Origin of the sequence: Capnocytophaga sp. oral taxon 902 (genome assembly GCF_013394735.1) — a bacterium.
GTDB lineage: Bacteria > Bacteroidota > Bacteroidia > Flavobacteriales > Flavobacteriaceae > Capnocytophaga > Capnocytophaga ochracea.
This window is the reverse complement of record NZ_CP058261.1, coordinates 2,538,063-2,562,224: the sequence shown is the minus strand read 5'-3', so window position 1 is coordinate 2,562,224 and position 24,162 is coordinate 2,538,063. Positions and strand designations below refer to the sequence as shown.

The 24,162-nt window shown below is 40.0% G+C and carries 21 protein-coding genes and 1 pseudogene; 9 read left to right on the top strand and 13 right to left on the bottom strand.

Features of this window, described 5'->3' with window-relative positions; translation table 11 throughout:
- Positions 1 to 2 precede the first annotated feature (2 nt).
- Positions 3 to 146 (bottom strand): hypothetical protein, encoded by a 144-nt coding sequence (locus tag HW278_RS10980; RefSeq protein ID WP_178977837.1) that lies wholly within the window; start codon positions 144 to 146, stop codon positions 3 to 5.
- A gap of 202 nt (positions 147 to 348) precedes the next feature.
- On the opposite strand from HW278_RS10980, the gene glmM reads away from it, so the two are divergent.
- The gene (gene glmM, locus HW278_RS10975; protein ID WP_178977836.1) at positions 349 to 1,743 is read left to right on the top strand and encodes a phosphoglucosamine mutase; all 1,395 of its coding nucleotides are present in this window, start codon (positions 349 to 351) and stop codon (positions 1,741 to 1,743) included.
- 85 nt (positions 1,744 to 1,828) lie between these two features.
- Here glmM and odhB read toward each other — a convergent pair whose 3' ends face one another.
- From odhB to HW278_RS10955, 4 genes and pseudogenes are all read right to left on the bottom strand, one after another.
- Complete coding sequence (odhB, locus tag HW278_RS10970; protein WP_178977835.1) at positions 1,829 to 3,067, bottom strand: 2-oxoglutarate dehydrogenase complex dihydrolipoyllysine-residue succinyltransferase; 1,239 nt, start codon at positions 3,065 to 3,067, stop codon at positions 1,829 to 1,831.
- Positions 3,068 to 3,096: 29 nt separating this feature from the next.
- Positions 3,097 to 4,053: a DUF4299 domain-containing protein gene (locus HW278_RS10965; RefSeq protein ID WP_178977834.1), complete on the bottom strand. Its 957-nt coding sequence runs from the start codon at positions 4,051 to 4,053 to the stop codon at positions 3,097 to 3,099.
- Between the two features lie 83 nt (positions 4,054 to 4,136).
- Complete coding sequence (locus HW278_RS10960; RefSeq protein ID WP_178977833.1) at positions 4,137 to 4,697, bottom strand: TonB-dependent receptor plug domain-containing protein; 561 nt, start codon at positions 4,695 to 4,697, stop codon at positions 4,137 to 4,139.
- Positions 4,698 to 4,722: 25 nt separating this feature from the next.
- Positions 4,723 to 7,493, bottom strand: a pseudogene (locus tag HW278_RS10955) (2-oxoglutarate dehydrogenase E1 component).
- 689 nt (positions 7,494 to 8,182) lie between these two features.
- On the opposite strand from HW278_RS10955, the gene HW278_RS10950 reads away from it, so the two are divergent.
- On the top strand, positions 8,183 to 8,671 hold the full coding sequence (locus HW278_RS10950) for a thioredoxin family protein (RefSeq protein ID WP_009411346.1): 489 nt from the start codon (positions 8,183 to 8,185) through the stop codon (positions 8,669 to 8,671).
- A gap of 37 nt (positions 8,672 to 8,708) precedes the next feature.
- On the opposite strand, the gene HW278_RS10945 is transcribed toward HW278_RS10950, so the two are convergent.
- On the bottom strand, positions 8,709 to 9,710 hold the full coding sequence (locus HW278_RS10945) for a Gfo/Idh/MocA family oxidoreductase (RefSeq protein WP_178977832.1): 1,002 nt from the start codon (positions 9,708 to 9,710) through the stop codon (positions 8,709 to 8,711).
- A gap of 10 nt (positions 9,711 to 9,720) precedes the next feature.
- A complete protein-coding gene (locus tag HW278_RS10940) occupies positions 9,721 to 10,311 on the bottom strand; it encodes a hypothetical protein (protein ID WP_002671504.1) in 591 nt (196 codons plus the stop codon).
- A 137-nt stretch (positions 10,312 to 10,448) separates the two neighbouring features.
- Between HW278_RS10940 and HW278_RS10935 the strand changes: the two genes are divergently transcribed.
- Both HW278_RS10935 and HW278_RS10930 read left to right on the top strand, forming a co-directional pair.
- Positions 10,449 to 11,099, top strand: a complete 651-nt coding sequence (locus HW278_RS10935; RefSeq protein WP_178977831.1) for a protein-L-isoaspartate(D-aspartate) O-methyltransferase — start codon at positions 10,449 to 10,451, stop codon at positions 11,097 to 11,099.
- 145 nt (positions 11,100 to 11,244) lie between these two features.
- On the top strand, positions 11,245 to 11,805 hold the full coding sequence (locus HW278_RS10930) for a hypothetical protein (protein ID WP_178977830.1): 561 nt from the start codon (positions 11,245 to 11,247) through the stop codon (positions 11,803 to 11,805).
- Between the two features lie 105 nt (positions 11,806 to 11,910).
- Here HW278_RS10930 and HW278_RS10925 read toward each other — a convergent pair whose 3' ends face one another.
- The 4 genes from HW278_RS10925 to HW278_RS10910 form a co-directional block, all read right to left on the bottom strand.
- The gene (locus HW278_RS10925) at positions 11,911 to 12,426 is read right to left on the bottom strand and encodes a lipocalin family protein (RefSeq protein WP_178977829.1); all 516 of its coding nucleotides are present in this window, start codon (positions 12,424 to 12,426) and stop codon (positions 11,911 to 11,913) included.
- Between the two features lie 447 nt (positions 12,427 to 12,873).
- Positions 12,874 to 15,174, bottom strand: coding sequence for a 5-methyltetrahydropteroyltriglutamate--homocysteine S-methyltransferase (gene metE / locus HW278_RS10920; RefSeq protein WP_178977828.1), 2,301 nt, complete (start codon positions 15,172 to 15,174; stop codon positions 12,874 to 12,876).
- A 154-nt stretch (positions 15,175 to 15,328) separates the two neighbouring features.
- Positions 15,329 to 16,522, bottom strand: coding sequence for an ADP-forming succinate--CoA ligase subunit beta (sucC, locus tag HW278_RS10915; protein WP_002671487.1), 1,194 nt, complete (start codon positions 16,520 to 16,522; stop codon positions 15,329 to 15,331).
- Between the two features lie 88 nt (positions 16,523 to 16,610).
- Positions 16,611 to 17,789: an aminopeptidase C gene (locus tag HW278_RS10910; RefSeq protein WP_178977827.1), complete on the bottom strand. Its 1,179-nt coding sequence runs from the start codon at positions 17,787 to 17,789 to the stop codon at positions 16,611 to 16,613.
- Between the two features lie 99 nt (positions 17,790 to 17,888).
- Here HW278_RS10910 and HW278_RS10905 point away from each other — a divergent pair, with 99 nt between their 5' ends.
- Positions 17,889 to 18,533, top strand: a complete 645-nt coding sequence (locus HW278_RS10905; RefSeq protein ID WP_178977826.1) for a hypothetical protein — start codon at positions 17,889 to 17,891, stop codon at positions 18,531 to 18,533.
- A 92-nt stretch (positions 18,534 to 18,625) separates the two neighbouring features.
- Here HW278_RS10905 and HW278_RS10900 read toward each other — a convergent pair whose 3' ends face one another.
- Together HW278_RS10900 and tsaD are read right to left on the bottom strand one after the other, a co-directional pair.
- Entirely contained in the window at positions 18,626 to 19,408 is a 783-nt protein-coding gene (locus tag HW278_RS10900; RefSeq protein WP_178977825.1) for a class I SAM-dependent methyltransferase, read from the bottom strand.
- Between the two features lie 78 nt (positions 19,409 to 19,486).
- Complete coding sequence (gene tsaD / locus HW278_RS10895; protein WP_178977824.1) at positions 19,487 to 20,503, bottom strand: tRNA (adenosine(37)-N6)-threonylcarbamoyltransferase complex transferase subunit TsaD; 1,017 nt, start codon at positions 20,501 to 20,503, stop codon at positions 19,487 to 19,489.
- A gap of 159 nt (positions 20,504 to 20,662) precedes the next feature.
- On the opposite strand from tsaD, the gene HW278_RS10890 reads away from it, so the two are divergent.
- The 4 genes from HW278_RS10890 (at position 20,663) to HW278_RS10875 (ending at position 24,113) form a co-directional block, all read left to right on the top strand.
- The gene (locus tag HW278_RS10890) at positions 20,663 to 21,370 is read left to right on the top strand and encodes a metal-dependent hydrolase (protein ID WP_009420125.1); all 708 of its coding nucleotides are present in this window, start codon (positions 20,663 to 20,665) and stop codon (positions 21,368 to 21,370) included.
- 146 nt (positions 21,371 to 21,516) lie between these two features.
- Positions 21,517 to 23,226, top strand: coding sequence for a M23 family metallopeptidase (locus tag HW278_RS10885; protein WP_178977823.1), 1,710 nt, complete (start codon positions 21,517 to 21,519; stop codon positions 23,224 to 23,226).
- 21 nt (positions 23,227 to 23,247) lie between these two features.
- A complete protein-coding gene (locus HW278_RS10880) occupies positions 23,248 to 23,625 on the top strand; it encodes a RidA family protein (RefSeq protein WP_009411914.1) in 378 nt (125 codons plus the stop codon).
- 308 nt (positions 23,626 to 23,933) lie between these two features.
- Complete coding sequence (locus HW278_RS10875; RefSeq protein WP_178977822.1) at positions 23,934 to 24,113, top strand: hypothetical protein; 180 nt, start codon at positions 23,934 to 23,936, stop codon at positions 24,111 to 24,113.
- Positions 24,114 to 24,162 lie beyond the last annotated feature (49 nt).

Genomic DNA, 24,162 nt, shown 5'->3' with positions numbered 1-24,162 from the left:
CATTATAGCCCCACTATAGACCCACTATAGACCCACTGTAGACCCACTGTAGACCCACTGTAGACCCACTGTAGACCCACTGTAGACCCACTGTAGACCCACTGTAGACCCACTATAGACCCACTGTAGACCCACTGTAGACCCACTCTTAAGCCAGTCTTTCTTCGCCCGTTGTTCGTTTATCCCATAAGCCTTCTTTAATTTAACCACTAACCATTAATCACTAACCATTAATCTTTATGATTTCAAATTTTTATATATCATTTTTTTATCCTATTTTTGTCGCGAAAAAACACTCTCTCTTCTATCTTATCATTATCTTTTGAAGAGAGTATAATCACTTAAATTATGTCATTAATCAAATCAATCTCAGGTATTCGTGGTACTATTGGAGGTGTACCCGATGAAAATCTAACCCCTATCGATGCCGTAAAATTCGCTGCTGCTTATGGTACGTGGCTCAAAGAAAACCTCAACAAAGCAAATATAAAGGTGGTTGTAGGAAGAGACGCACGTATTTCGGGCGAAATGATACAGAACTTAGTACAATACACCCTTGTAGGATTAGGCATTAATGTAGTGGATATCGGGCTAAGTACAACTCCTACCGTCGAAGTAGCTGTCACAATGGAAAAAGCCGATGGGGGCATTATTCTCACTGCAAGTCATAATCCTAAACAGTGGAACGCCCTAAAACTTCTTAATAATAAGGGAGAGTTTCTCAGTGCTAAAGAAGGTGAAAGAATTCTAACCATTGCTCAAGAGAACAAAGTGGTTTTTGCTGACGTAGAAGATTTAGGAAGTATTTCTCACGATAATACCTATATTCAAAAACATATTGAGGCAGTGTTAGGGTTGCTAACATCTTCCACTATCGAAGCCATACGCAATTGTAAATTCAAAGTGGTTGTTGATGCGGTGAACTCCACAGGAGGTATTGCAATTCCAAAGTTATTAGAACGTTTTGGCGTAGAAGTAGTTCGTTTGTATTGTGAACCAAACGGACATTTTCCTCATAACCCCGAACCTTTAAAAGAACATTTGGGAGACATCTGCAAAAAAGTACTTGAAGAAAAAGCTGATTTTGGTATCGTAGTAGACCCCGATGTAGATAGATTAGCTTTTATTACGGAAGAAGGTGAAATGTTCGGCGAAGAATATACTTTGGTTGCTTGCGCCGATTATATTTTAGGAAAAACCAAAGGAAATGTAGTCTCTAACCTCTCTTCTTCTCGTACATTGAGAGATATAGCCGAAAAGTACGGAGTACAGTATGCAGCAGGAGCTGTAGGTGAGGTAAATGTAGTTGCTAAAATGAAGGAAGTGCACGCAATCATAGGTGGTGAAGGCAATGGAGGTATTATCTATCCTGAACTACACTATGGTCGTGATGCTTTGGTAGGTGTAGCGTTATTTCTTTCCTTACTTGCTGAAAGAAAATGCAGTGTAAAGACCTTGCGCAATAGTTATCCTGCTTATTATATGAGCAAGAACAAAATACAACTTACCAAAGACATTAACCCCGATAATATCCTAGGTGAAATGCAGAAGAAGTACGCACACGAGCAAATCAATACTATCGATGGCTTAAAGATTGATTTTCCTCAAAGCTGGGTACACTTGCGAAAATCTAATACTGAACCTATTATTCGCATTTACACTGAAGCTAAAAGTCAAGCAGAAGCCGATAAACTCGCTCTGCGTTTCATTGAAGAAATGAAAGCTGTTGCTTTTGCAAAGTAACTGATTCATAATGCACTAATTATTAAAACTCCCTATAAAGCTGTTAGCTTTATAGGGAGTTTTCTATATTCTTATTTCTACTTTTTTAAAGCTCAAGGGCTTGTTTAGGGTTGCCATTCATCAAGATCTCTATAGGATTTTCGAGAGCTTCTTTTACAGCTACTAAAAATCCTACTGATTCACGCCCATCAATGATACGGTGGTCGTATGAAAGAGCGACATACATTACAGGAGCAATCACTATCTGTCCGTTGCGCACGATAGGGCGGTCGACGATGTTGTGCATACCCAAAATCCCTGATTGTGGCGGATTGATGATAGGAGTAGAAAGCATAGAGCCAAATACGCCCCCATTAGTAATCGTAAAAGTACCACCGGTCATTTCATCTACCGTAATTTGTCCATCACGAGCGCGGGTAGCTAAGCGTTTTACTTCGGCTTCCACTCCTCTAAACGAAAGGTTCTCGGCATTGCGAATCACGGGAACCATCAAGCCTTTAGGTCCTGAAACGGCTATAGAGATGTCGCAGAAATCGTAAGTTACCTTGTCTTGTCTGTCAATCATCGAATTGACATCGGGGAAGAGTTTAAGGGCACGCACGACGGCTAAAGTAAAGAACGACATAAAGCCGAGACTCACATTATGGCGCTCTTTGAAAGCGTCCTTATATTTGGCACGCAACTCGTAAATAGCCGTCATATCCACCTCATTGAAGGTAGTGAGCATAGCGGTTTCATTCTTAGCACTCACCAAGCGTTCAGCTACTTTTCGGCGCAACATACTCATCTTAGTACGCACTTCTTTGCGCACGCCACCCGTAGGAGTCCCCATCGAAGGTTTGGAGGCTTTAAGTGCATCTTCTTTGGTAATCCGACCTCCTTTGCCTGTACCCACTACTGCTGATGCAGGAATCTCGCGTTCTGCTAATATTTTACGAGCTGCAGGACTTGGAACTTGCTTTGCAGAAGAGGCAGGTGCTATTGGAGCTGTGGAAGGTGCGGAAGCTGTAGATTTGGGTGCCACAGGAGCTTCCTGTTTAACTGGTTGTGATGGTGAAGTACCTGCTGATGAAGCTCCTGCTGGTGCTTTTGCTTTAGTATCAATCAAGCATACCACTTGTCCTACTTTTACAGCTTCGCCTTCTTCGGCTTGCAGTGTAATAACTCCACTGGCTTCAGCGGGAAGTTCGAGGGTTGCCTTATCCGAATCCACTTCGGCAACAGCTTGGTCTTTGGTTACATAATCACCCGTTTTTACAAGCCAACGGGCTATTTCTACTTCGGTGATAGATTCCCCAGGTGAAGGGACTTTCATTTCCAACATATCGTTTAGTTTTAGGTGTTAGGTATTAGTTATTTCGTCGTTAAAAAGTTTTTCAATTTTGCTAGGAGTCCTTTGCGTTCTTGTTTATCATTTTGCAAGAGAGTTTCGAGTTCTTGTCGGTTGAGGGTTATAAGCATATAGTGACCATCGAGTTTTTGTATTTTCTCTTGAGGCAATCGCTCTAAAAAGGTTTGGTAATCGAGTCCATCGAGTACCTCATAAGCATCAGGGTCGTTTTCATCGCCGTTGATGACTACCAAACTAATGCGCCACAACTTTACATCGTCTTGACTGAGGTTTACTTGGGTAAAATCTACAAAAGGCGGATATTCATACGGTAAGATAGTAGGAACGCCCTCTGTAAGAGCATAAGCTCCCATCACCTCTCCTCTATCATTTCTAAAAAACTGCTGACGTGCGATATATGCATCAGGGTGCTCATATAGTTGTTTTTCTATAAGCTGACTAAAGGCTTTTACCTTATCTTCGGCGGCCAATAACCCGTTTATCATTTCGTCTGACAAACATATAGGACGGTAGACACCGAACAGATAAGATCCTCCTTTTTCACCTTCATAACATTTGATGCCAAATTTAATATCGTTTCTATAATCGTACGTAATGGCATTGGGCTCATAAACCTCTCCTTCTTCATCAACTACTTTGCTACCCAATGCGGTGGCTACTTTGCCAATAAACTCGTACGCACCTAACCAATCGGCTTCGGTACTGGGAGTAAAGACGCGCACACCGTAGTCTTGGGTTTCGGTGTCGTAAGAGACCTCAAAACCGCGACCACTGATGCCTTCTTGTCCCATCAGCATATAGCCCCAATCACTGAGCGGTGCACTCATCACTTGGGAGTAATGCTCGTCGTTATCATCAATAGAGTATTGTACAAATCCCTCACGCTGGAGGTTGAGCAATTGCTGAGGAGTCATTTCTTCAGGTGCTTGTGTATTTTTAATGTAAAAAGTTCGACTCATTTTTTTAGGTGTTATGTGTTAGAAAGCTCCGTTCCCCATAGGGGTTGAACTTTACCAAAGTTTGCGACGAATTACTCGTCGTACTACGACTTAGGTTCATAAGGTGGTATATCTAACTTTTCAGGTTTTCCTTTTAGAGTAACTAAAATCACTCCATTTTTAGCTTTCTCACCGTATTTTTCAGTAGCTTTTTTGTCTTTTAGCACTACGATACTCTCTACTCTTTTAGGATTGACATTGTTCATAAAAAGCTTTCCTACTTCAGGATCTGAAAACTCTACATCATTGACAACAACCAGAGGAAAATCTTTGTTAGGATTTTCTATTCCTGATAGGTTATCTTTCTTAGAAGTGTCTTTGCTTTTCTTCAACGTAATGATAACCACTCCTTTTTCGGCTTTACTGCTACATAAAACAGTAGCAGAAGGATCTTTAAGTGCGCTTTTAAGTACGTTGATATTCTCAATATCATTAGGATCAATTGCGTTTAAAAAGATACTACCTATCTTGTCGTCATCTATCAGAATGCCATTCACCACGAGCAAGGGTGAATTCTGCTCTCGTGACACAATTTTGGTAACTGTTTTTTGCGCTGATAGTACATAAGTGGTTATCAGCAATAGTAATGTAATAATTCGTTTCATATCAATTGGTATTTTTAGTTTTTTATTATTCAAATACAGCTGCGATAGCTTCGTTATGGCGTTTGCGGTCACGAGTATGGCTACCAGAGGCAGGTGCTGCATAGGCGGGAGTACCTACATAACGCCATTTTACCAAATCGAAGTTCATTAACATATAACCATAAGCGCCCATATTTTTAGGTTCTTCTTGCGCCCAAATAAAGTCGGTGGCGTGTTTGTACTTCGCTATAATGGTTTTAAGCTGTGTTAGCGGTAGCGGGAACAACTGCTCGATGCGCACTAAGGCTATATCGTCTCTGCCAAGTTTTTCGCGTTCAGCATAGAGGTCGTAGTAATAGCGACCAGAGCAAAATACTACGCGTTTTACTTTTTGAGCTTTAGCAATAGAGTCGTCTAACACCTCTTGGAACTGTCCGCCAGCTAAGTCTTCCACAGTTGAAATCACTTGGGGTGACGCAGTAAGCTTTTAGGAGTGAATATTACCAACGGCTTACGGAAGGTAGTCTTCATTTGGCGACGTAGTAGGTGGAAAAAGTTAGCGGGGGTAGTACAATTGGCTACATACATATTGTTCTCAGCACAGAGTTGTAAATAGCGTTCTATACGTGCCGAAGAGTGCTCAGCTCCTTGTCCTTCATAACCGTGAGGGAGTAACATTACCAATCCGTCTTGCACTTTCCATTTGTCTTCACCACAACAGATATACTGGTCAATCATTATTTGCGCGCCATTGGAGAAGTCGCCGAACTGTGCTTCCCATATGGTGAGCGTGCGCGGACTTGCCATTGCATAGCCGTACTCATAGCCCAAGACTCCATACTCGGATAACAGCGAATTGTAGATATGGAAAGTACCTGTTGCCAATTGTTTGGTTTTGAGGTCTTGCAAGAAGCATATTTCTTCTTCGGTATCTTCTGTTTTGAGCACAGCGTGACGGTGCGAGAATGTACCGCGTTGCACATCTTCCCCAGTGATACGTACATCATAGCCCTCAGTAAGGAGTGAACCATACGCCAAGAGTTCTGCCATTCCCCAATCGATATGGTTGTGTGCATACGCCTCTTTACGGTCGGCTACAATCTTTTTCACCTTACTGATAAAAGGTTTATCGGCAGGCAATTCAGTAAGTGCCTTGGCTATTGTGTCAAGTTTTTCTTTGCTAATAGTCGTATCTACCTTTTGTAACATTTGTTTTGGCGATGCTATTTCAAAGCCTTGCCATTCGGTTTGCATAAAAGGCTTTAATATCGTAAGTGGTTCGCGACGAGATGCTTCGAGGTCAGCATCAAGAGTAGCTTTATAAGCGTTCTCTATCTCGGCAACATAACTTTGCTGTATGAGACCTTCTTTGATTAGCTTCTGTGCGTAAATATTGCGGGGATTGTCGTGCTTACTTATAATTTTGTACAAAAGAGGTTGTGTAAAACGTGGTTCATCGCCTTCATTATGACCGTATTTACGATAGCCAAAGAGATTGATATACACGTCTTTGCCAAAGGCTTGGCGGTAATCGATTGCCAAGAGAAAAGTGCGCACTACGGCTTCGGCATCGTCGGCATTTACGTGAAGCACAGGCGAATCATTCATCTTTGCAATATCGGTACAGTACAACGACGAACGCGAGTCGGCAAAATTAGCAGTGAACCCTACTTGGTTGTTTATCACTATATGCACGGTACCCGCGTTGGTGAAACCTCTCAAGCCACACATCTGCACCGTTTCGTAGACGATACCCTGCCCTGACACAGCAGCATCACCGTGAATGATGATAGGCAAGGCTTGTCGGAAATTCCCTTGACAATAACGGTCTTGTTTCGCACGAGTAATACCTCCTACGACCGCATTTACAGCTTCGAGATGCGAAGGATTAGGTACCAAATTCATATCTACGGTTTTTCCGGCACGAGTAGTGCGTTGGGTGGTGATACCCAAGTGGTATTTCACATCACCGTCGAACCAATCGTCCATTTCGTAATCCTTACCGTCGAACTCGGAAAAGATATCCTTTGGATTCTTGCCGAACACATTGGTTAATACATTTAATCGCCCACGGTGCGCCATACCGAGCACTACGTGTTTTACGCCTTGCTCGGCAGCAGCTTCCACCATAAAGTCGAGACCTGCGATGAGCGCATCGTTGCCTTCAAGCGAAAAGCGTTTTTGACCTACATACTTAGTATGAAGGAAGTTCTCAAAAGAAGTGGCTTCATTAAGTTTATTAAGGATTTGCAGTTTTTCTTCCTTAGAAAACTGAGGTTTATTGTGATTTTGCTGTAATCGTTTGGTGAACCAATCGCGTTCTTGGGGATTGTGAATATACTGATATTCTACCCCTATCGACTTACAATAAGTAGTATTCAACGCCTCAATAATTGCACTTAAAGGCGAGGGAGCTAAGCCTATTTCACGAGCAGCATCGAAGGTAGTGTTGAGGTCAGCCGTCGTAAGCCCGTAGTTTTCGATAGCCAAAGTAGGTGTATATGGCTCACGAGGACGTAGCGGATTAATTTGTGCGAATAAGTGACCGTAAGTGCGATAACCATTGATGAGGTTAAGCACGGCAAACTCTTTCTTGACAGTTTCGGAAAGCGCAGGGTTTTCGTTACCCACCACTTGTTGTACCATTACGGGTTCTGCTTCTTCTACCGGAGTACTGTATTGCTCTTGAGCAAAATCGAAACCTTGAAAGAAAGCGCGCCAACTGGGTTCTACCGCATCGGGGTTTTCGAGATATTTATCATATAAATCACCAAAATAAGCCGTACTTGCGGCATTCAAAAAAGAATACTTATCCATAAAAAGCAATTGTTTCGTTTATTTTTCATTAATGATAGGCAAAGGTAATGTTTTGTTTTGGAATAACCATACTTTTTATAAAATATTTTTAAGATAATGTATTAGTAATTTGGGAATTAGCCAATTAGAAAATTACCAAATGAGAATTCAGAATAAAAAAGGAATATCTAACCTTATAGAAATCTTAAAAATCAATAAAAATTGAAACTATAAAATAGTTATGATATTTAAAAATATCAACTCATTAAGCGGATAGTTTTCTTTATATAGATATTATCTATGAGAAATGAGGAAAAAAGAGCCATTTTGGAGGGAGTTTATCCGAAGCTAAAGCGAACCTAAGACGAAGCTAAGACGAACAAAAGACGAACAAAAGACGAAGGAACGCTATTAATAACCTATATATTAGATGCTTATAAGAGCCATTTATGATAGATAAAATCTATTAAAAAGAGGAAATTTAGTAATGTTTATTGTGAAGGCAATTTGCCAATCGTCTCTACAATATGGCTAAAAGAAATTGATTATCAAGGTAATCAACTTTGGCAAAGGTGCAAGTCGCACAGGCAACTTTGGCAAAGTGTAGCGACGCAAATGTAATTTAAGACTTTTAAAACAGCCTCGATGTAGCTCTTGAAGTATCTTGGCACTTTTTTTGTAATTATATATTTTCAAAAGATTTGGTTTTTATGAAGAAATACTTTTTTATAGCACTCCTCTGCTGGGGAGGTACTGCTCTTTGGTCTCAAAACAGTGAGGAAATAAGTAAAGAACGCGCTGGTTATGAACAACCTTATCACCCTGAGGAAGACGGTGATGCACGTATTACACAACTGCTAAAACAAGCTAAAAAAGAACACAAAAAAGTGTTGGTGCAAATAGGTGGGAATTGGTGTGTGTGGTGCTTGCGCTTTAACCATTTGGTGACTACTACGCCTGAACTGAAAAGTATTTTGGATAAGAAATATATTTTTTATCACCTAAACTTCTCACCTGAAAACAAGAATGAAAAGGCTTTTAAAAAGTACGGAAACCCTGGCGCACAATATGGTTATCCCTCTTTTTTGATTCTCAACGAAAAAGGAGATGTGCTTTTCACTCAAAAAAGTGAAGATTTAGAATCGGGGAAGGGGTATGATGTGAAGAAAGTAAAGAAATTCTTGCAAGGAAGGTTGTAATTTGCAAATTAGAAAATTAGAGAATTAGCAGATTGTGTTATTGGCTAAATTGAGTAATAAGTTTGATAATTTCAACGGCTTGAGAGGCAGGGACAGGATTGACACCTTTGCCTGTTAAAGCTTGGTAAAGGTCGTTATAAAAAAGCCAATAGTTACCGTGTTGGGCAGTGGTAAACAAACGTTTTTCAAGTGTATGGAGAATGCCATTAGGCTCGGTAACAGAAGGCAACCACTGAGAGGCTGAAGGGATAGTGCCCGCTACTAAGGCATTTTCTTGTCCGTCGAACCGCTGTTGAAGGAAGGAACCCTTAGTGCCGTGCAAGGTGTACTCCCATTGGCGTTCCAAAGCATAGGTAGTGGATTTAAGGCGGACGCGTAGTTCGTTTTCGTAAAAGAAAATCAGTTCAAAATAATCGTCGGTTTGAGTACCTTTGCGAAGGTAACCCAAATCGGCGTATACGTTTTTAGGAGTGCCAAATAGCTGGAGGGCTTGGTCTATGAGATGTGCTCCTAAATCGTAGAGAGCCCCTCCCCCACGTTCGGGAGTTTCCTTATGAGCCTTGGCACTAATTTCAGTGCGGAAACGGTCGAAGCGCATTTCTACTTCTTTGAGTTCGCCCAGCACACCACTGTTTACTATTTCTTTCACCTTTAAATAATCGCCATCATAACGCCTATTTTGGTAAACGGAAAGCAGCTTGCCTTGTTTTGTAGCCAATGTATTGAGTTCTTCAGCCTGCTCGACAGTAACCGTAAAAGGCTTTTCAACCAATACATTCTTATTTGCTAATAACGCTTCTTTGGCGTACTCATAATGGGTTTGCACGGGGGTATTGACCACTACCAAATCTACCGCAGGGTCTTGTAGCATTTCGTTTACTGAGCGATAGAGTTTAGCACCAGGATATAGAGCGTGCGAATCGGAACGATGGCGTTCTACTATCGCATAGAGGTGATACTGTGGGTGTTGTGCTATGAAAGGGGCGTGAAATACCCGTCCACTCATACCAAAGCTGGCAAGGGCTACATTAATAGTCATAGATAAGTATTTATAATTCTTTTAAGGAATTGATAATATCTTTCATCTGCTGGTAATTCTTTTCTTTTTTGCTAGCTAACGTCCAGGTAAAAACTTGGTAGTAGGTCTTTTTAGTTTCGACAATAGCCACCACGTAAAAGACTCCGATACCATTAACGGTTTCGGTAGTTTCAACTACTACAGCAGGATATTTATTAATGGTAGTTTCGGTGATTTGTTTATCAGTAGGGCGCATCATCTTGGCTTCTGCCCAACCTTTTTTGCAGATGCTAAAATAGTCCTTTAATCCGAAGGATTTAACAAAGGCTTTTTTGTTTTTAATATGCAAAGAGTCCTTTAACACTTGGTAAAGTACCTCATTAAGCTCCTTGCGGTCTTCATCAATTACTGCAACAAAAAGCTCAGACTTACCGTTGCCATATTGCAGAGAGGCTTCTTCATAAAGATTATTTTGGCTGGTAAGAGAGTTAGGTAGTGTCATTTCATATCTATCTTCAACTTTCACTACTTGAGTGGCTTCAGAGGAGGTATCGCTCACTCTGCAAGCCGTAGCTAAAAGGAAGACAAAGATGAAATGCAAGTTACGTTTTAAACGCTTCATCTCTTTCCTAATTTAGTTTTTTCCGCCACAAAAGTATAAATAATTTTTAAACTAATCAACTTTTTAGCAAAAAAATAACACAAATACTTTTTTAGTTGAAAAAAAAGGTTGAATTTTGTACCCGAAAATAGAAGAAGATGCTACCGCTGAAAGACACATTAAAACACAAAGGATTACGCAATCAATTAGCTGATTTATTGAGAGAAAAAGGCATAAAGGACAAGCGTGTATTGGAGGCTATTCGCACGATACCACGCCATTTGTTTATGGACAGCAGTTTTGAAGACCACGCTTACCAAGATAAGGCTTTCCCGATAGAGGAAGGGCAAACTATCTCTCAACCCTATACCGTAGCTTTCCAAACGGAATTGCTACAAGTATCACCTCGACAAAAAGTATTGGAGATAGGTACGGGCAGTGGCTATCAAGCTAGTGTACTGCTATATTTAGGGGTACAGCTTTACACTATTGAACGACAACAGAAACTCTTTAAACAAACACAAAAACTACTCCCCAAACTAATGAATCGTACTGTGCATATGTACTTTGGCGACGGTTATAAAGGGATTCCTAACGAAGCGCCTTTTGACCGTATTTTGGTAACGGCAGGCGCTCCTTATGTACCGAAAGCGTTGCTTGCACAATTGGCGATAGGAGGACGTTTAGTAATTCCGATAGGAGAAGAAACTCAAACAATGACGCTTTACGAGCGCATTTCGGAAAAAGAATTTCACAAGACTACGCACGGGACTTTTCAGTTTGTACCGATGCTAAAAGAGAGAAACTGATGATTAATGGTGAATGATTAGTGGTTAATGGTTAATGGTTAATGGTTAATGGTTAATGGTTAATGGTTAATGGTTAATGGTTAATGGTTAATGGTTAATGGTTAGTGGTGAATGATTCGTGGTGAATGATTAATAATAATTTTATATGAGAATTATTGCTTTTGTTTTACTATCGTTATTGCTGTTTTCGTGTAAAACAGTGCAACGCCCTAAAATGACAGCTCCTATGGATGAAGCTGCTATTAAGACCCTTAATGAAGGAACGTATTATGTGTATTCTGAGCCTATGGAAAAGCAAGCTCCCTTGTTCTTTCCGTTACTACCCAAAGAATACCAAGAAACAGCGCTACCTTTAAGTAGGTTTAAACTGCAAGTAAAAGCAGATTCGCTGTACGTGAGTTACCAAAAAGTAAAGGATAGCACGACTACTGTGAGAATCGTAGCTGGTTTTAAAGGCAAACAGAAGAAGAACTTTTGGCAACGCTATAATAGGTTTAGAATCTATCCGTTTATTCCTATTTATTTAGGAGTAGATATTGATAGAATACGCATAGCTCCTAATAAAGATGGAGATTTGTTAGTAGAAGTCTACAAAGACCGACAAGGTGCGGTTATGTTTGTACAGTTTTTCAATACTTATTATGATACTTTTGTATTTAGACGCGAAGAACATAATGAATTACCTGAAAAAACTACAACAGAGTAAGTTAAGATTTTTGGAGTTAGCAGATTAAAAAAGAGCAAAGCACTTTAATGCGCTTTGCTCTTTTTGTTCCTTAAATAAGTTTCTAAGGGTAATGATATGGGAAGTTTACTGCTTTACATAGGTTTCTACTAAAGTATGCTTTTTACCTTTTTCATCTTCTCTTGAGTAACTAAAAGTCAGTTTATTCCCTATTATAGAAAATGTTCTAGAATCAGCCCCTTTTGTTGATTTTAAAGCAATTGTATTACCAGATATTGTATAGATAAATGGTATAGACTCACATTTACATTCTTTTTTATTATTTGGGTGGCTATCATCACAAGTATTTGATACTCCTTCTTTTTCTAAGAAAGTAACGGTAGAGTTATTTCGGCATTTTTTTGAAGAAACTGACACTTCTTTTCCATTATCAGAAAAAAAATCCTCTATGCTTTTTCCATCAATAGTCATACTTTCTAATTTCCAAGTGCCAATCAAATCCTTGTTTTGTACACTTCCTCCACTGTCGCTTTTACCACAAGCGATAAGGGTTACTAAAATTACTGCCATAATGGCTACTACCTGTGTAGCAGTGCGAAAGGTCGCCCACGCTACGTTTTTGTTTTTGTTTTTGTTTTTCATTGCTATTGTTACATAAAATTAAGTTTATACCTACTCTGTTCAGGCTTTTCGGTTACCGCCTTTTAAGTAGGTTTCGCTATAATAAAGCAATAAAAAACGTGGGAACATTCCTTATTGCTCAATTTCTGAAGCCCGACCAAAGGCTATGTTACAAAGCAAAAGGAATGCCCACGTAACCGCAGGCATTTCCACTTTCACTTTCCTTGTAACATTGAAAAATTGGTCGTTTTCAGAAATTAGGAAACTGTAAAGCGAAACGCTATATGTTATTTTATAATATGTTTTAAAAACTATACAAGTTAGTACTTCTTATAATAGTTATTTTGGTTTGATGAGGCAAATGTATAAAAAAGTTTTATTTCTACAAAGCAAAAGAACAATTTTAACACAAAAAAGCAATGTGCGAGAAAATGCACATTGCTTTTTTTATTTATTACTTCTTATATCTTATTTGTAAAGATTGCGAAGTTCTTTGGCGGTATCAACCATTGCGTGGAGAGCTGCCTTGGTTTCTGGCCAGTGACGCGTTTTGAGTCCGCAGTCGGGGTTTACCCACAATTGCTCTTTGGGCACTACCGAAATGGCTTTCTTCATCAAGTTGGTCATCTCTTCTTGTGAAGGTACGCGTGGTGAGTGAATGTCGTATACTCCAGGACCTATTTCGTTAGGATATTTGAAGTCACCAAATACATCGAGGAGTTCCATTTGTGAACGTGAGCACTCTATGGTAATCACATCGGCGTCCATATCGGCGATAGCTTCAATCATATCGTTGAACTCAGAATAGCACATATGGGTATGGATTTGAGTTTCGTCTTTCACACCTGAAGCTGAAATACGGAACGCTTTGATAGCCCAATCAAAGTAGGCTTTCCACTCGCTCTTGCGCAAAGGCAATCCTTCGCGGATAGCTGGTTCGTCAATCTGAATAACTTTGATGCCTGCTTTTTCGAGGTCTACTACTTCATCGCGGATTGCTAAAGCTATCTGCAAACAAGTTTCAGAACGCGGTTGGTCATCGCGTACAAACGACCATTGCAAGATAGTTACAGGGCCTGTAAGCATACCTTTTACGGGCAATTTGGTAAGCGATTGTGCGTATTTGCTCCAGCGTACAGTCATTGGTTCTGGACGTGAAATATCACCAAAGATAATCGGTGGTTTTACGCAACGTGAACCGTAACTTTGTACCCAACCGAATTTAGTGAAGGTATATCCTTTGAGCAATTCACCAAAGTATTCCACCATATCGTTGCGCTCAAATTCGCCGTGTACGAGTACATCGATATTAGCGTCTTCTTGGAAACGGATAGACTCTTCAATTTCTTTTTCCAATAGCTTGTCGTATTCGGCTTGAGTGAGTTCTCCTTTTTTGAAGCGAGCACGCCAGCTGCGTACCTCGTCGGTTTGAGGGAATGACCCAATAGTAGTTGTAGGAAAGAGAGGTAAGTTTAACGCTTTGTGTTGTGCTACTTTACGCTCGTTGAACGGACTGTGGCGCACATCGTCTTTGGCTGTGATGTTGTTCACGCGCTCTTTCACTTTGTTGTCGTGGATAAGCGGTGAAGTTTTACGTGTTTCAGCTGCTTTTTTGTTTTCTTCAAAAACGGCTTTTACCTCAGGTGTTATGTGACCTGTAGCAAGGGCTTGCAAAGTAGTTACTTCTTTTACTTTTTGTTTAGCAAAAGCCAACCATTGTTTGATTTCAGGGGTAAGCACTTTCTCGTTGTTTTCGAGTTCGAGGTTGCAAGGAGAGTGCAATAATGAGCAAGAAGTAGCTATCAATAGGCGGTCAGCCCCGATAGCTTCTTTAGCTTTCTCAATCAATGCTAATGAGTGTTCGAAGTTGTTTTTCCAAATATTGCGCCCGTCTACTACTCCAAGCGATAGTTTTTTATCGGCAGGAAGAGCTTTGAGCACTTTGTCAAGCTGAGCTGCTGCGCGCACTAAATCGATGTGCAATACATTGAAAGGCAATGACACAGCTAATTCGGTATTGTTATCCAATGCTCCGAAGTAGGTAGTGAGGATAAATTCGGTAGTAGGGAATTTGCTTCTTAGTTCGGTATATACTTTTTTGTATACATCGGCAGCGCCTTCAGGAAGGTCGAGAGCTAAGTAAGGTTCGTCTATTTGAATAGTTTTAGCCCCTGCATCTACCAAACTTCGTACGATTTGTACATACACAGGCAACAAACGCTCAGCCAAGTCTAAACGGTGGAAACCTTGTTCTTTTTCTTTACCGAGAAGTAAATAAGTTACCAAACCGATAAGTACAGGCTTAGTGTCGAAACCGTGTTTTTTAGCCAAGTTATACTCTTGCAAAGGTTTGTTTACAAGAATTTTGAAAGATTGGTCTTTGGTAAACTCGGGTACGATATAGTGATAGTTGGTATCAAACCATTTGGTCATTTCCATTGCAGTAATATCGATACCATTTTTTTGATAGCCACGTGCTAAAGCGTAATAACGTTCTAAATCACGCAAATGTTTAATTGGTGCAAAACGCTCAGGAATAGCGCTTACTGTAAACGAAAAGTCAAGCATTTGGTCATAAAGAGAGAAGTCGTTAGAAGGAATCAAGTCTACCCCAGCTTCTCTTTGTAGTGTCCAGTTATGAACACGAATATTTTCAGCCACAGCTAAGAGTTCTTCTTCTGATATTTTACCAGCCCAGAAAGACTCATTGGCTTTTTTAAGTTCTCGTTTTTCACCAATACGAGGATAACCTAATACGTTTGATTTCATATATTTTTATTGAAATTTTAATTGGGCGCAAAGATATGAAAAATAATATCGGTACACAAATTTTTAATAATAAAATTTGTGTACCGATATGAATTTAGAATATTTTCCTAAGAATAAACTTCAAAACAGAAAAGCTAAAAATATTATCTGTTGTTTATTGTAATACTTCTTTTACTTTATCGGCGGCTTCTTGGAAGAGGATTGCTGAGTGAACCGCTAAGCCTGAATTGTCTAATATTTCTTTAGCAAGCTCGGCATTCGTACCCTGCAAGCGCACTATGATAGGCACTTTGATAGCATCGCCCATATTTTGGTAGGCATCTACTACCCCTTGTGCTACACGGTCGCAACGCACAATACCACCAAAGATATTGATAAGGATAGCCTTTACATTAGGGTCTTTGAGGATAATACGGAAAGCAGCTTCTACGCGTTTGGCATCGGCGGTACCTCCTACATCAAGGAAGTTAGCAGGTGAACCACCCGCTTGTTTGATCAAGTCCATCGTAGCCATTGCTAAGCCTGCACCATTTACCATACAGCCCACGTTACCATCAAGAGCAACATAGTTGAGCCCTACCGCTTTAGCTTCTACTTCTACTGGGTTTTCCTCTCGTGTATCGCGATAAGCCGCATACTCAGGGTGACGGAAGAGCGCATTGTCATCAAGAGTTACTTTGGCATCTACTGCCATTATTTTATTATCAGAAGTTTTTAGAACAGGGTTAATTTCAAACAAACTAGCATCAGAAGATACATAAGCATTGTAGAGTGCTGTTACGAACTTCACCATTTCTTTTTGAGCGTCACCAGTAACTCCTAAGTTGAAAGCAATCTGGCGAGCTTGGAAAGGCAAGAGCCCTACGGCAGGGTCGATTTCTTCGGTGAAGATAAGGTGCGGTGTTTTTTCGGCAACTGCCTCGATATCCATTCCGCCTTCGGTAGAATACATAATCATATTTTTACCTTTGGCACGGTTCAATAGTACCGACATATAGAACTCTTTGGGTTCGCTTTCTCCAGGGTAATATACGTCTTCGGCGATGAGCACTTGATGTACTTTTTTTCCTGAAGGTGGCGTTTGAGGGGTAACGAGTTGCATTCCTATAATTTGAGAAGCGATGGGCTCTACTTGGTCTAACCCTTTAGCTAACTTAATGCCACCACCTTTTCCGCGCCCCCCGGCGTGTACTTGTGCTTTTACCACGTACCACTGAGTATTAGTGGCTTCAGTGAGCTGTTTAGCTGCCTCTACGGCTTCGGTGGGAGTGTGAGCAACGATACCACGTTGTACGCGCACCCCAAAACTCGAAAGGATTTCCTTTCCTTGGTATTCGTGTAAGTTCATACGAGAATGATTTGGTAACTATTCGGCAAAGATACGAAACAATTTATTAATTAGCAATAAATAATGAACAATTTTTAGTATTAACTTCTTATCTCTTACCTGAAAGCACCTCTTTCGGCACTCCTCCTTTGTGAAGCATAATTGCAGTAGTTTTAAACTGTACAAAGGCTTTAGTTACATACAAGTAGCCCTCATAGTCGTTGCGCAAGCCCCAAGAGTTTTTCACGATGTAGTACTCCCGTCCGTTTTGGTCTTTGGCAAGCCCTACGATGTGCATTGCGTGGTCATCGGTGGTTTGATAGTTATCAAAATCTCTCTGACGCATCTCGGGGGTGATAGTTCTTTCGGCAGTAGGAGGATTAGAAAAAAGATACAAGGCTTCCTCGTTACTCATCTCACTCACTTCTTTTTCGGGCACAAAAGCCACTCCGTTTTTCCAACTGAAATAACGCTCACTCACATCGGCTGCCCACGCTACCGTATAACCTTTTTTAAGCGCATTGTCAATGGTTTTAGTGAGGTCGGTCATTGCGATATTATAAGCGTAATCAAAACTCCAGTTATCGGGTACTGCCATAAATACGTTTTTGTAGAGAGGCTGATCGACATACGATACCATTTCTATATAGTCGGCAGGATTGATACCTACGCGCTCTTTAGCAAAGCTCTGAGGAGTGTACTTTTTACCTTCATACATAAAACTTTCGGGCACTGCACCTAAATAGGCATCGATGGTTGCTGTGAAAGCAGGTAGCCAGTTAGGGGTGAGTTTTTTCTTCTTTTCACCATTTCTTATCATTCCTTTTAAAAAGCCTTGTAAGATAGCGTGCAGTTCACCAAAATCATTGCGAGTAGTACCATAGTGCAAGCCTGTATAAACATTTTGAGGTACAGCACCATATTTGGCGTACATATTGATTACATCGTGGAGTTCACCTCCTTGTCCGTAATCCAAATTGCCGTGCATACGCACATATTGTTTAGCTTTTTCGATATAACAGTTGCGAGCGGTGTAGATTTCGGCAAGGTCAATAGGCTTTTTACCCATACGCTTCATCTCACTTTCTATAAACGAAGCCCCTGCATAGCTCCAGCAAGTTCCACTACTACCTTGGTCTTTCACGTCGGTACGTTCGAGATTAATAACGGTAGTAAACTGAAATCCAGCATTAGCCGATTGATTTCCTGCTACCGATCTGATTAGGTCATCCTGTGCTGTTGCTACAAAAGAAGCACACAGCGCTACAAATAATGTAATGTTTTTCATAAAAAAATACTTTATAATAAAGCGCAAAAGTATAAAACAATTGGCAAAAGAGCAAATTTGGCATAGTTATCGCTATAAAAAAGTAAATGCTCAAACAATATGAAACATTTATACTTGTACATATTACTTTTGTTAGGGGGATTAGTAGCTCAAGCTCAACCTTTTGAAACACGTAAAAAAGATGAAAAGGTAGTCATTCCGTTAGAAAAATCACCTGAGATAGAGTACAAGGGTAGTCCCATCAATCTGCGGATAGCTCCTAAAAAAGAGAATAATCCCTGGATGAAGATGCCTGAAAAGAGCATTGATTTTACGGGAAAGAGTAATTTGGTACAGCGTAAAATAGAGTTCAAACCTAATTATGAGGTACTCAACGACCATAAACGGGAAGATTACGAAGCCCCAAAAGGCGACCAATTCTTTGGCGACTTCACCAATAATGGAAAGTTTGTAAATGTATATTGTCGCGACTTCGCAGCTATTGATGGCGATCGAGTGAGTTTATATGTGAATGGAGTAGAAGAAGTTCGCGATATTTTTCTTCTTGGAGAGTTCAGAGGTTTTAAAGTAGAATTGAAACCTGGCTTCAACAAAGTAGAGTTTTTAGCGCTCAACCAAGGTGAATCAGGTCCTAATACAGCCGAGTTTATGGTGCTGGACGACAAAGGCAACACCATTATACGCAACCGTTGGGATTTAGCAACAGGCTCGAAAGCACAACTTGTAATTGTAAAAGACCATTAAAGCGAAGAAAATTATTTTTATTTGTTACTTTTTTTAGCTCATATTTTTATAGGAGATTTCCTATAAAGATATGAGCTTTTTTGTAAAATCGTTTAAAGGGGTTTTTGAACAACAAGAGCAATAGCGTCTAAGTTCTTTTGGTGTTTTCTAAACGTTTTCTTCATATTCATCACGCGTTTGCGCAAATCGGGGTGGGTAAAGAGATTAAAGAAGAATTTAAACGTGCGGAATATCCCTTCATCTTGCCATACACGCTTATTTTCAAGTAAGAGCATTGCATTATGCTGTTCTTTCACCACCTTAAAACCTTGCTCTTCAAAAAGAGCTTTCCACTCACTGGGGGTCATAGGGCGTGCGTGTACACGTATATTAGCACTTAATTCTTTAAAAACATCGTTTTTCACCTCTTCGCTCACATTGTCTGGCTGTAAGCCTAATTCGTGAATAGCGTAATAACCTCCCGGTTTAAGTATCCTAAAAGCCTCCGCAATAATAGCTTTTTTGTGTTCAAGAGGTTGCATAGTGAGCATTGCCTCACCATACACTTTATTAGCAAAAGCATCAGGAAGTGTAGAAGCTACGGCATCGGCTACAATCACACGCGCATTTTCATAGTGAATATTCTTTTTAGCCAAAGCAGCAGCTGCTTCATTCATATCTACTCCCGTATAGCTGAAAGGCTTGTAAGAACAAGCTATATTAGCCGTAAATCCTAAGCCTGGGGCAAACTCTACAATATCATCTTTGGAGGTAATCTCTAAGTTTTTCACTAACCATTCGCTGAGTACTCTTCCTCCTGGGCGCAACACTTTCTTGCCGAGCTTGGCGAGAATCCAGTGTCCTTGTTTTTCATTTAATGATGTTTCTGTCTTCATCGTTTCAATGGTTTTTATAATTTAGGAGACAAAAGTACGAATTTATTTTGAATGTTTCAAAATAAATTAAGAAATCTGCTAATCAAAAAAAAGTCGCGCTTGAGCAGTTACTTCTTGTGCTACAAAATTCCTTTCCAAAAACTTGTGATACCCTACAATGCCTATCATCGCTGCATTATCGGTACAATACTGAAATTTAGGCACAAAGGTTTGCCAACCGTATTGCTGTCCTAAAGCTGTGAGCGCTTTGCGAATACCCGAATTAGCCGATACTCCTCCCCCAATAGCCACTTGCTTGATACCTGTTTCTTTTACAGCTTTTTTGAGTTTACTCATCAGTACTTCCACAATTGTGTGTTGTACCGAGGCACAGATATCGGCTAAATGTTCAGTTATGAAATTAGGATTTTCTTCAGTGTTTTTCTGTACAAAATAGAGAATACCTGTTTTAAGTCCCGAAAAACTGAAGTTGAGACCAGATATTTTAGGTTTAGAAAAACTAAAGGCTTTAGGGTTGCCCTCTTGGGCGTATTTATCGATGAGAGGCCCTCCAGGGTAAGGTAGTCCTAATATTTTAGCGGTTTTGTCGAACGCCTCCCCTACTGCATCGTCAAGAGTTTCGCCCAACACTTCCATATCAAAAAAGCTGTTCACCTTCACTATTTGGGTATGCCCTCCGCTGATAGTCATTGCAAGAAAAGGGAAATCGGGTTTAGGCTGACCTTCCTCTATAAAATGTGCTAAAATATGTGCCTGCATATGGTTCACTTCAATGAGTGGGATATTCAGTCCCATTGCCATCGACTTAGCAAATGAAGTCCCGACGAGCAACGACCCCATTAAGCCTGGCCCTCTTGTAAAGGCAATAGCCGAGAGCTCTTCTTTGGTTATTCCTGCTTTTTTGAGCGCTTGAGCCACTACGGGCACTATGTTTTGCAAGTGAGCGCGTGAAGCCAATTCGGGCACTACCCCGCCGTATTGTTTATGCACCTCTTGATTTGCCACCTCATTAGAAAGCACTTTATCATTGCAAAGCACTGAAGCAGAAGTGTCATCGCAAGAAGATTCTATAGCTAATATATAGGTATTTTCCATTCTTTTTCAGTTTAGAGCGCAAAAGTAAGGATTATTTGTTAATTTAAAAAATTGTACTTGGTTGTAGAAGTGACATTAAAATAAAAACTGAAAATTATTTGCTTTATTCATTTTTTATCTCTACATTTGTAGCCTTAAACAACAAATAAATAAAACACTATGAAAGTAACTTATTTAGGTCACGCTTGCGTGAATATAGACATCAATGGGACTCACTTTCTCGTAGACCCTTTTATTAGCCCAAACCCTTTGGCTTCACACATTGATATAAACTCTATCAAAGCGGATTATATCCTCATTACCCACGCCCACGGCGACCATATTGCCGATGTAGGGGTTATTGCCAAACGCACAGGCGCTCAACTGATTACCAATCCTGAAATTCTCGCTCATTACGAAAAATTAGGGCTTAGTGGTCACGCTATGAACCTCGGAGGCTCTCACCGCTTCGTAGATGGCAAGGTAAAAATAAAGATGATTAAGGCAGAACACTCATCTTCCTTCCCCGATGGCTCTTATGGAGGCAATCCTGCTGGTTTCTTGATTGATTACAACGATAATACTATCTACATTTCAGGAGATACCGCCTTACATTACGATATGAAAATTATTCCTCACCAATACAAGGTGAATTTAGCTATTTTTCCTATCGGCAACAACTATACAATGGGCGTACGCGATGCTCTTACAGCGGCTCGTTTTGTAGAGGTAGGCAATGTGTTAGGTGTGCATTACGACACCTTCCCTGTAATTAAAATTGATAAAGAAGCGGCTAAACGCAAATTTAAAGACGACCACCGTCGCTTACACCTCTTAGAAATAGGTGCTACTCTTGATTTAGAGGATTTGAACATCAGCACGCTTTAAGAAATCTTATCACACGAACTTTGCCAAAGCCATAGAACTTTGGTAAAGTTTTTTTTCATACCTAAAATATCAAAAATTGGCTAATTGACAAATTATTCTTACTTTTGCGCCGTTTTTACAAAAGCAAAATATTTTAAACGGAAACAATGAAAAAACTTATCGCCTGCTTATTATCCAATCTTTTACTTTTTACCTCTTACCTCTTACCTCTTACCTTAGAAGCTCAGTCTTTCCAGGTCGCAATGCCTCTCAACACTAAACCTTTGCTCGCAGGTAATTTTGCTGAATTGCGTCCCAACCACTTTCACGGTGGCATCGACCTAAAAACCGAAGGTCGTGAAGGACTACAGGTGTTTGCTTCCGAAGATGGCTATGTGTCTCGTATCAAAGTAAGTCCTTACAGTTATGGCAAAATGTTGTTTATTACCCACCCCAATGGTTATGTAACTACTTATGGGCATTTACAAAAGTACGCCCCTGAAATAGAAGCTTACGTAAAGCAAAAACAATACGAAAAGCAAAGCTATGATATCGATATACTTCTTCCCGAAAAACAATTTGTCGTAAAAAAAGGCGATTGGATAGCTCTCAGTGGTAATACAGGCGGAAGTAGAGGGCCACACTTGCATTTTGAGGTACGCGATATTCACAATAACGGTTGGAATCCTCTGCTTTTTGGTTTTCAAGAAATACAAGACACCACTCCTCCTGATGTATTGCTTGTATATGCTTATTCACTAAGTGATGACGCACAAATAGATAACACTCAGTTACCACGTCAGCTCAATAAAAATAAACAGATAGACGGCACTTACCTCACCGAGAAAGTTAATGCGATTGGCACTATAGGTTTTGGCATTTTGGGCTATGACCGTCAAGATGAAACAATGCACCGCAATGGTATTTACAAGGTGAGTTTACTTCTCAACGGAGAGACCCAGTTAGAAACTGTCTTTGATAAAGTAAACTATGACGAAACGCGTTATCTTAATGCACTTATAGACTACGAACGATATGCACAACACAAAGGGTTTGTACAGCTTTTGTACAAATTGCCTAACAACAAACTCGAATCAGTATATCCTACCTTAAAACCTAATAAAGGTTATCTTACTATTGAAGAAGGTAAACAATACACCGTATCTATTATTGCAGAAGATTTTAAAGGGAATACTACTAAAATCAATATTCCCATAGAAGGCAAACGAGAGCCTTTAAAAACAGTTCGACCAGAACCTAAAGGCAATAAGCAAGTAGTTGCTACTCGTGATAATTATTACGAAATGGAATACGGAAGTGTATACTTCCCCGAAGATACTTTTTATAAAGACTATTTGATGAATATTACTAGTACTAAGGATACTTTAACCGTAGGTAGTTCCTTCATTCCTGCTCAAAAGTTCTTTACTGTAACTATCAAAAGTGATACTTATGCCAATGAAGATACTTCTAAGGTATTTATAGCTCGTTCGAACGGGGGCTATGAACCGACAGTCTATAAAGATGGTGTGTTTACAGCCAAATCGCGTAACTTAGGAAAGTTCTATTTGCGTAAGGATACTATTCCGCCCACTCTCAAGGCAGTAAATTTTAGGAACGGTGGCATTGTGAAAGGTAATACTCTCAAGATTTTAGTAAACGATAATCTTACGGGATTTGAATCTTGTTCCGCCACCCTAAATGGGCAGTGGATTCTCTTTGAATATGAACCTAAAAACCGATGCCTCACCTTTCATTTCAGCGATATTGATACTACCCAAACCAATAGATACGAACTCATTGTAAACGCCAAAGACAGAGTAGGCAACGTAGGAACTCTGAAAGCCAACTTTACAAAACTAACAACAAACAATTAACAACTAATAACTAATAGCTATATGAAACATATCATTTTTACAGAAAAAGCGCCAGCACCTATTGGTCCTTACACACAAGCCGTGAAAGCTGGCAACACACTCTACGTATCAGGGCAAATACCGGTAAATCCTGCAACAGGAGAAGTAGTGAAAGGCATAGAAGCCGCTACCAAACAAGTAATGGAAAACCTCAAAGCTATCCTTACCGAAGCAGGAGCTACTTTTGAGAATGTAGTAAAAACTACTATTTTCTTAGCCGATATGGGACAGTTTTCACAAGTAAATGGCGTATATGCGCGCTATTTCAACGAGGCAACAGCACCTGCACGCGAAACCGTACAAGTAGCACAATTACCTAAATCCGTAGAAGTAGAGATTTCTTGCATTGCTGTATTGTAGTAATGCTGTGTAGAGAGAAAAAAGCTGTATAGCGAGACGCTATACAGCTTTTTTATGGTATTATCTACAAGTTAAACCATTTTTGCTACTTTTATAGCATCAAAGTGTTTAGTAGCATTTTTAATAGCACTATGTCTCTTCTCCATATCTGATAGAAGAAATTTGTATATAAAAAAAGTGTTTCTTAACAGTAGTATAGTACCAATACTACAATACCAAGTAATAGCATTTTTTAAAAGTAAAAGATAAAAAATAAAAGATAAATTGAAACTTGAACAAATGATGAAGGGAGGAAATCGCAAGGGTAGATGAGTAAATTAAGGAGGTTGCTTATACAAGGCTTAAACGATAAACGAACAATGAGTGGCTCTACAGTGGCTCTACAGTGGCTCTACAGTGGGTCTACAGTGGCTCTACAACGAACAAAAGACGAACAAAAGACGAACAAAAGACGAACAATGAACGAAGATAAGGTGAAGATAAGGTGAAGATAAGAGGAAGATAAAATAGAGGCAAGGTGAAATTAAAATGGAGCCT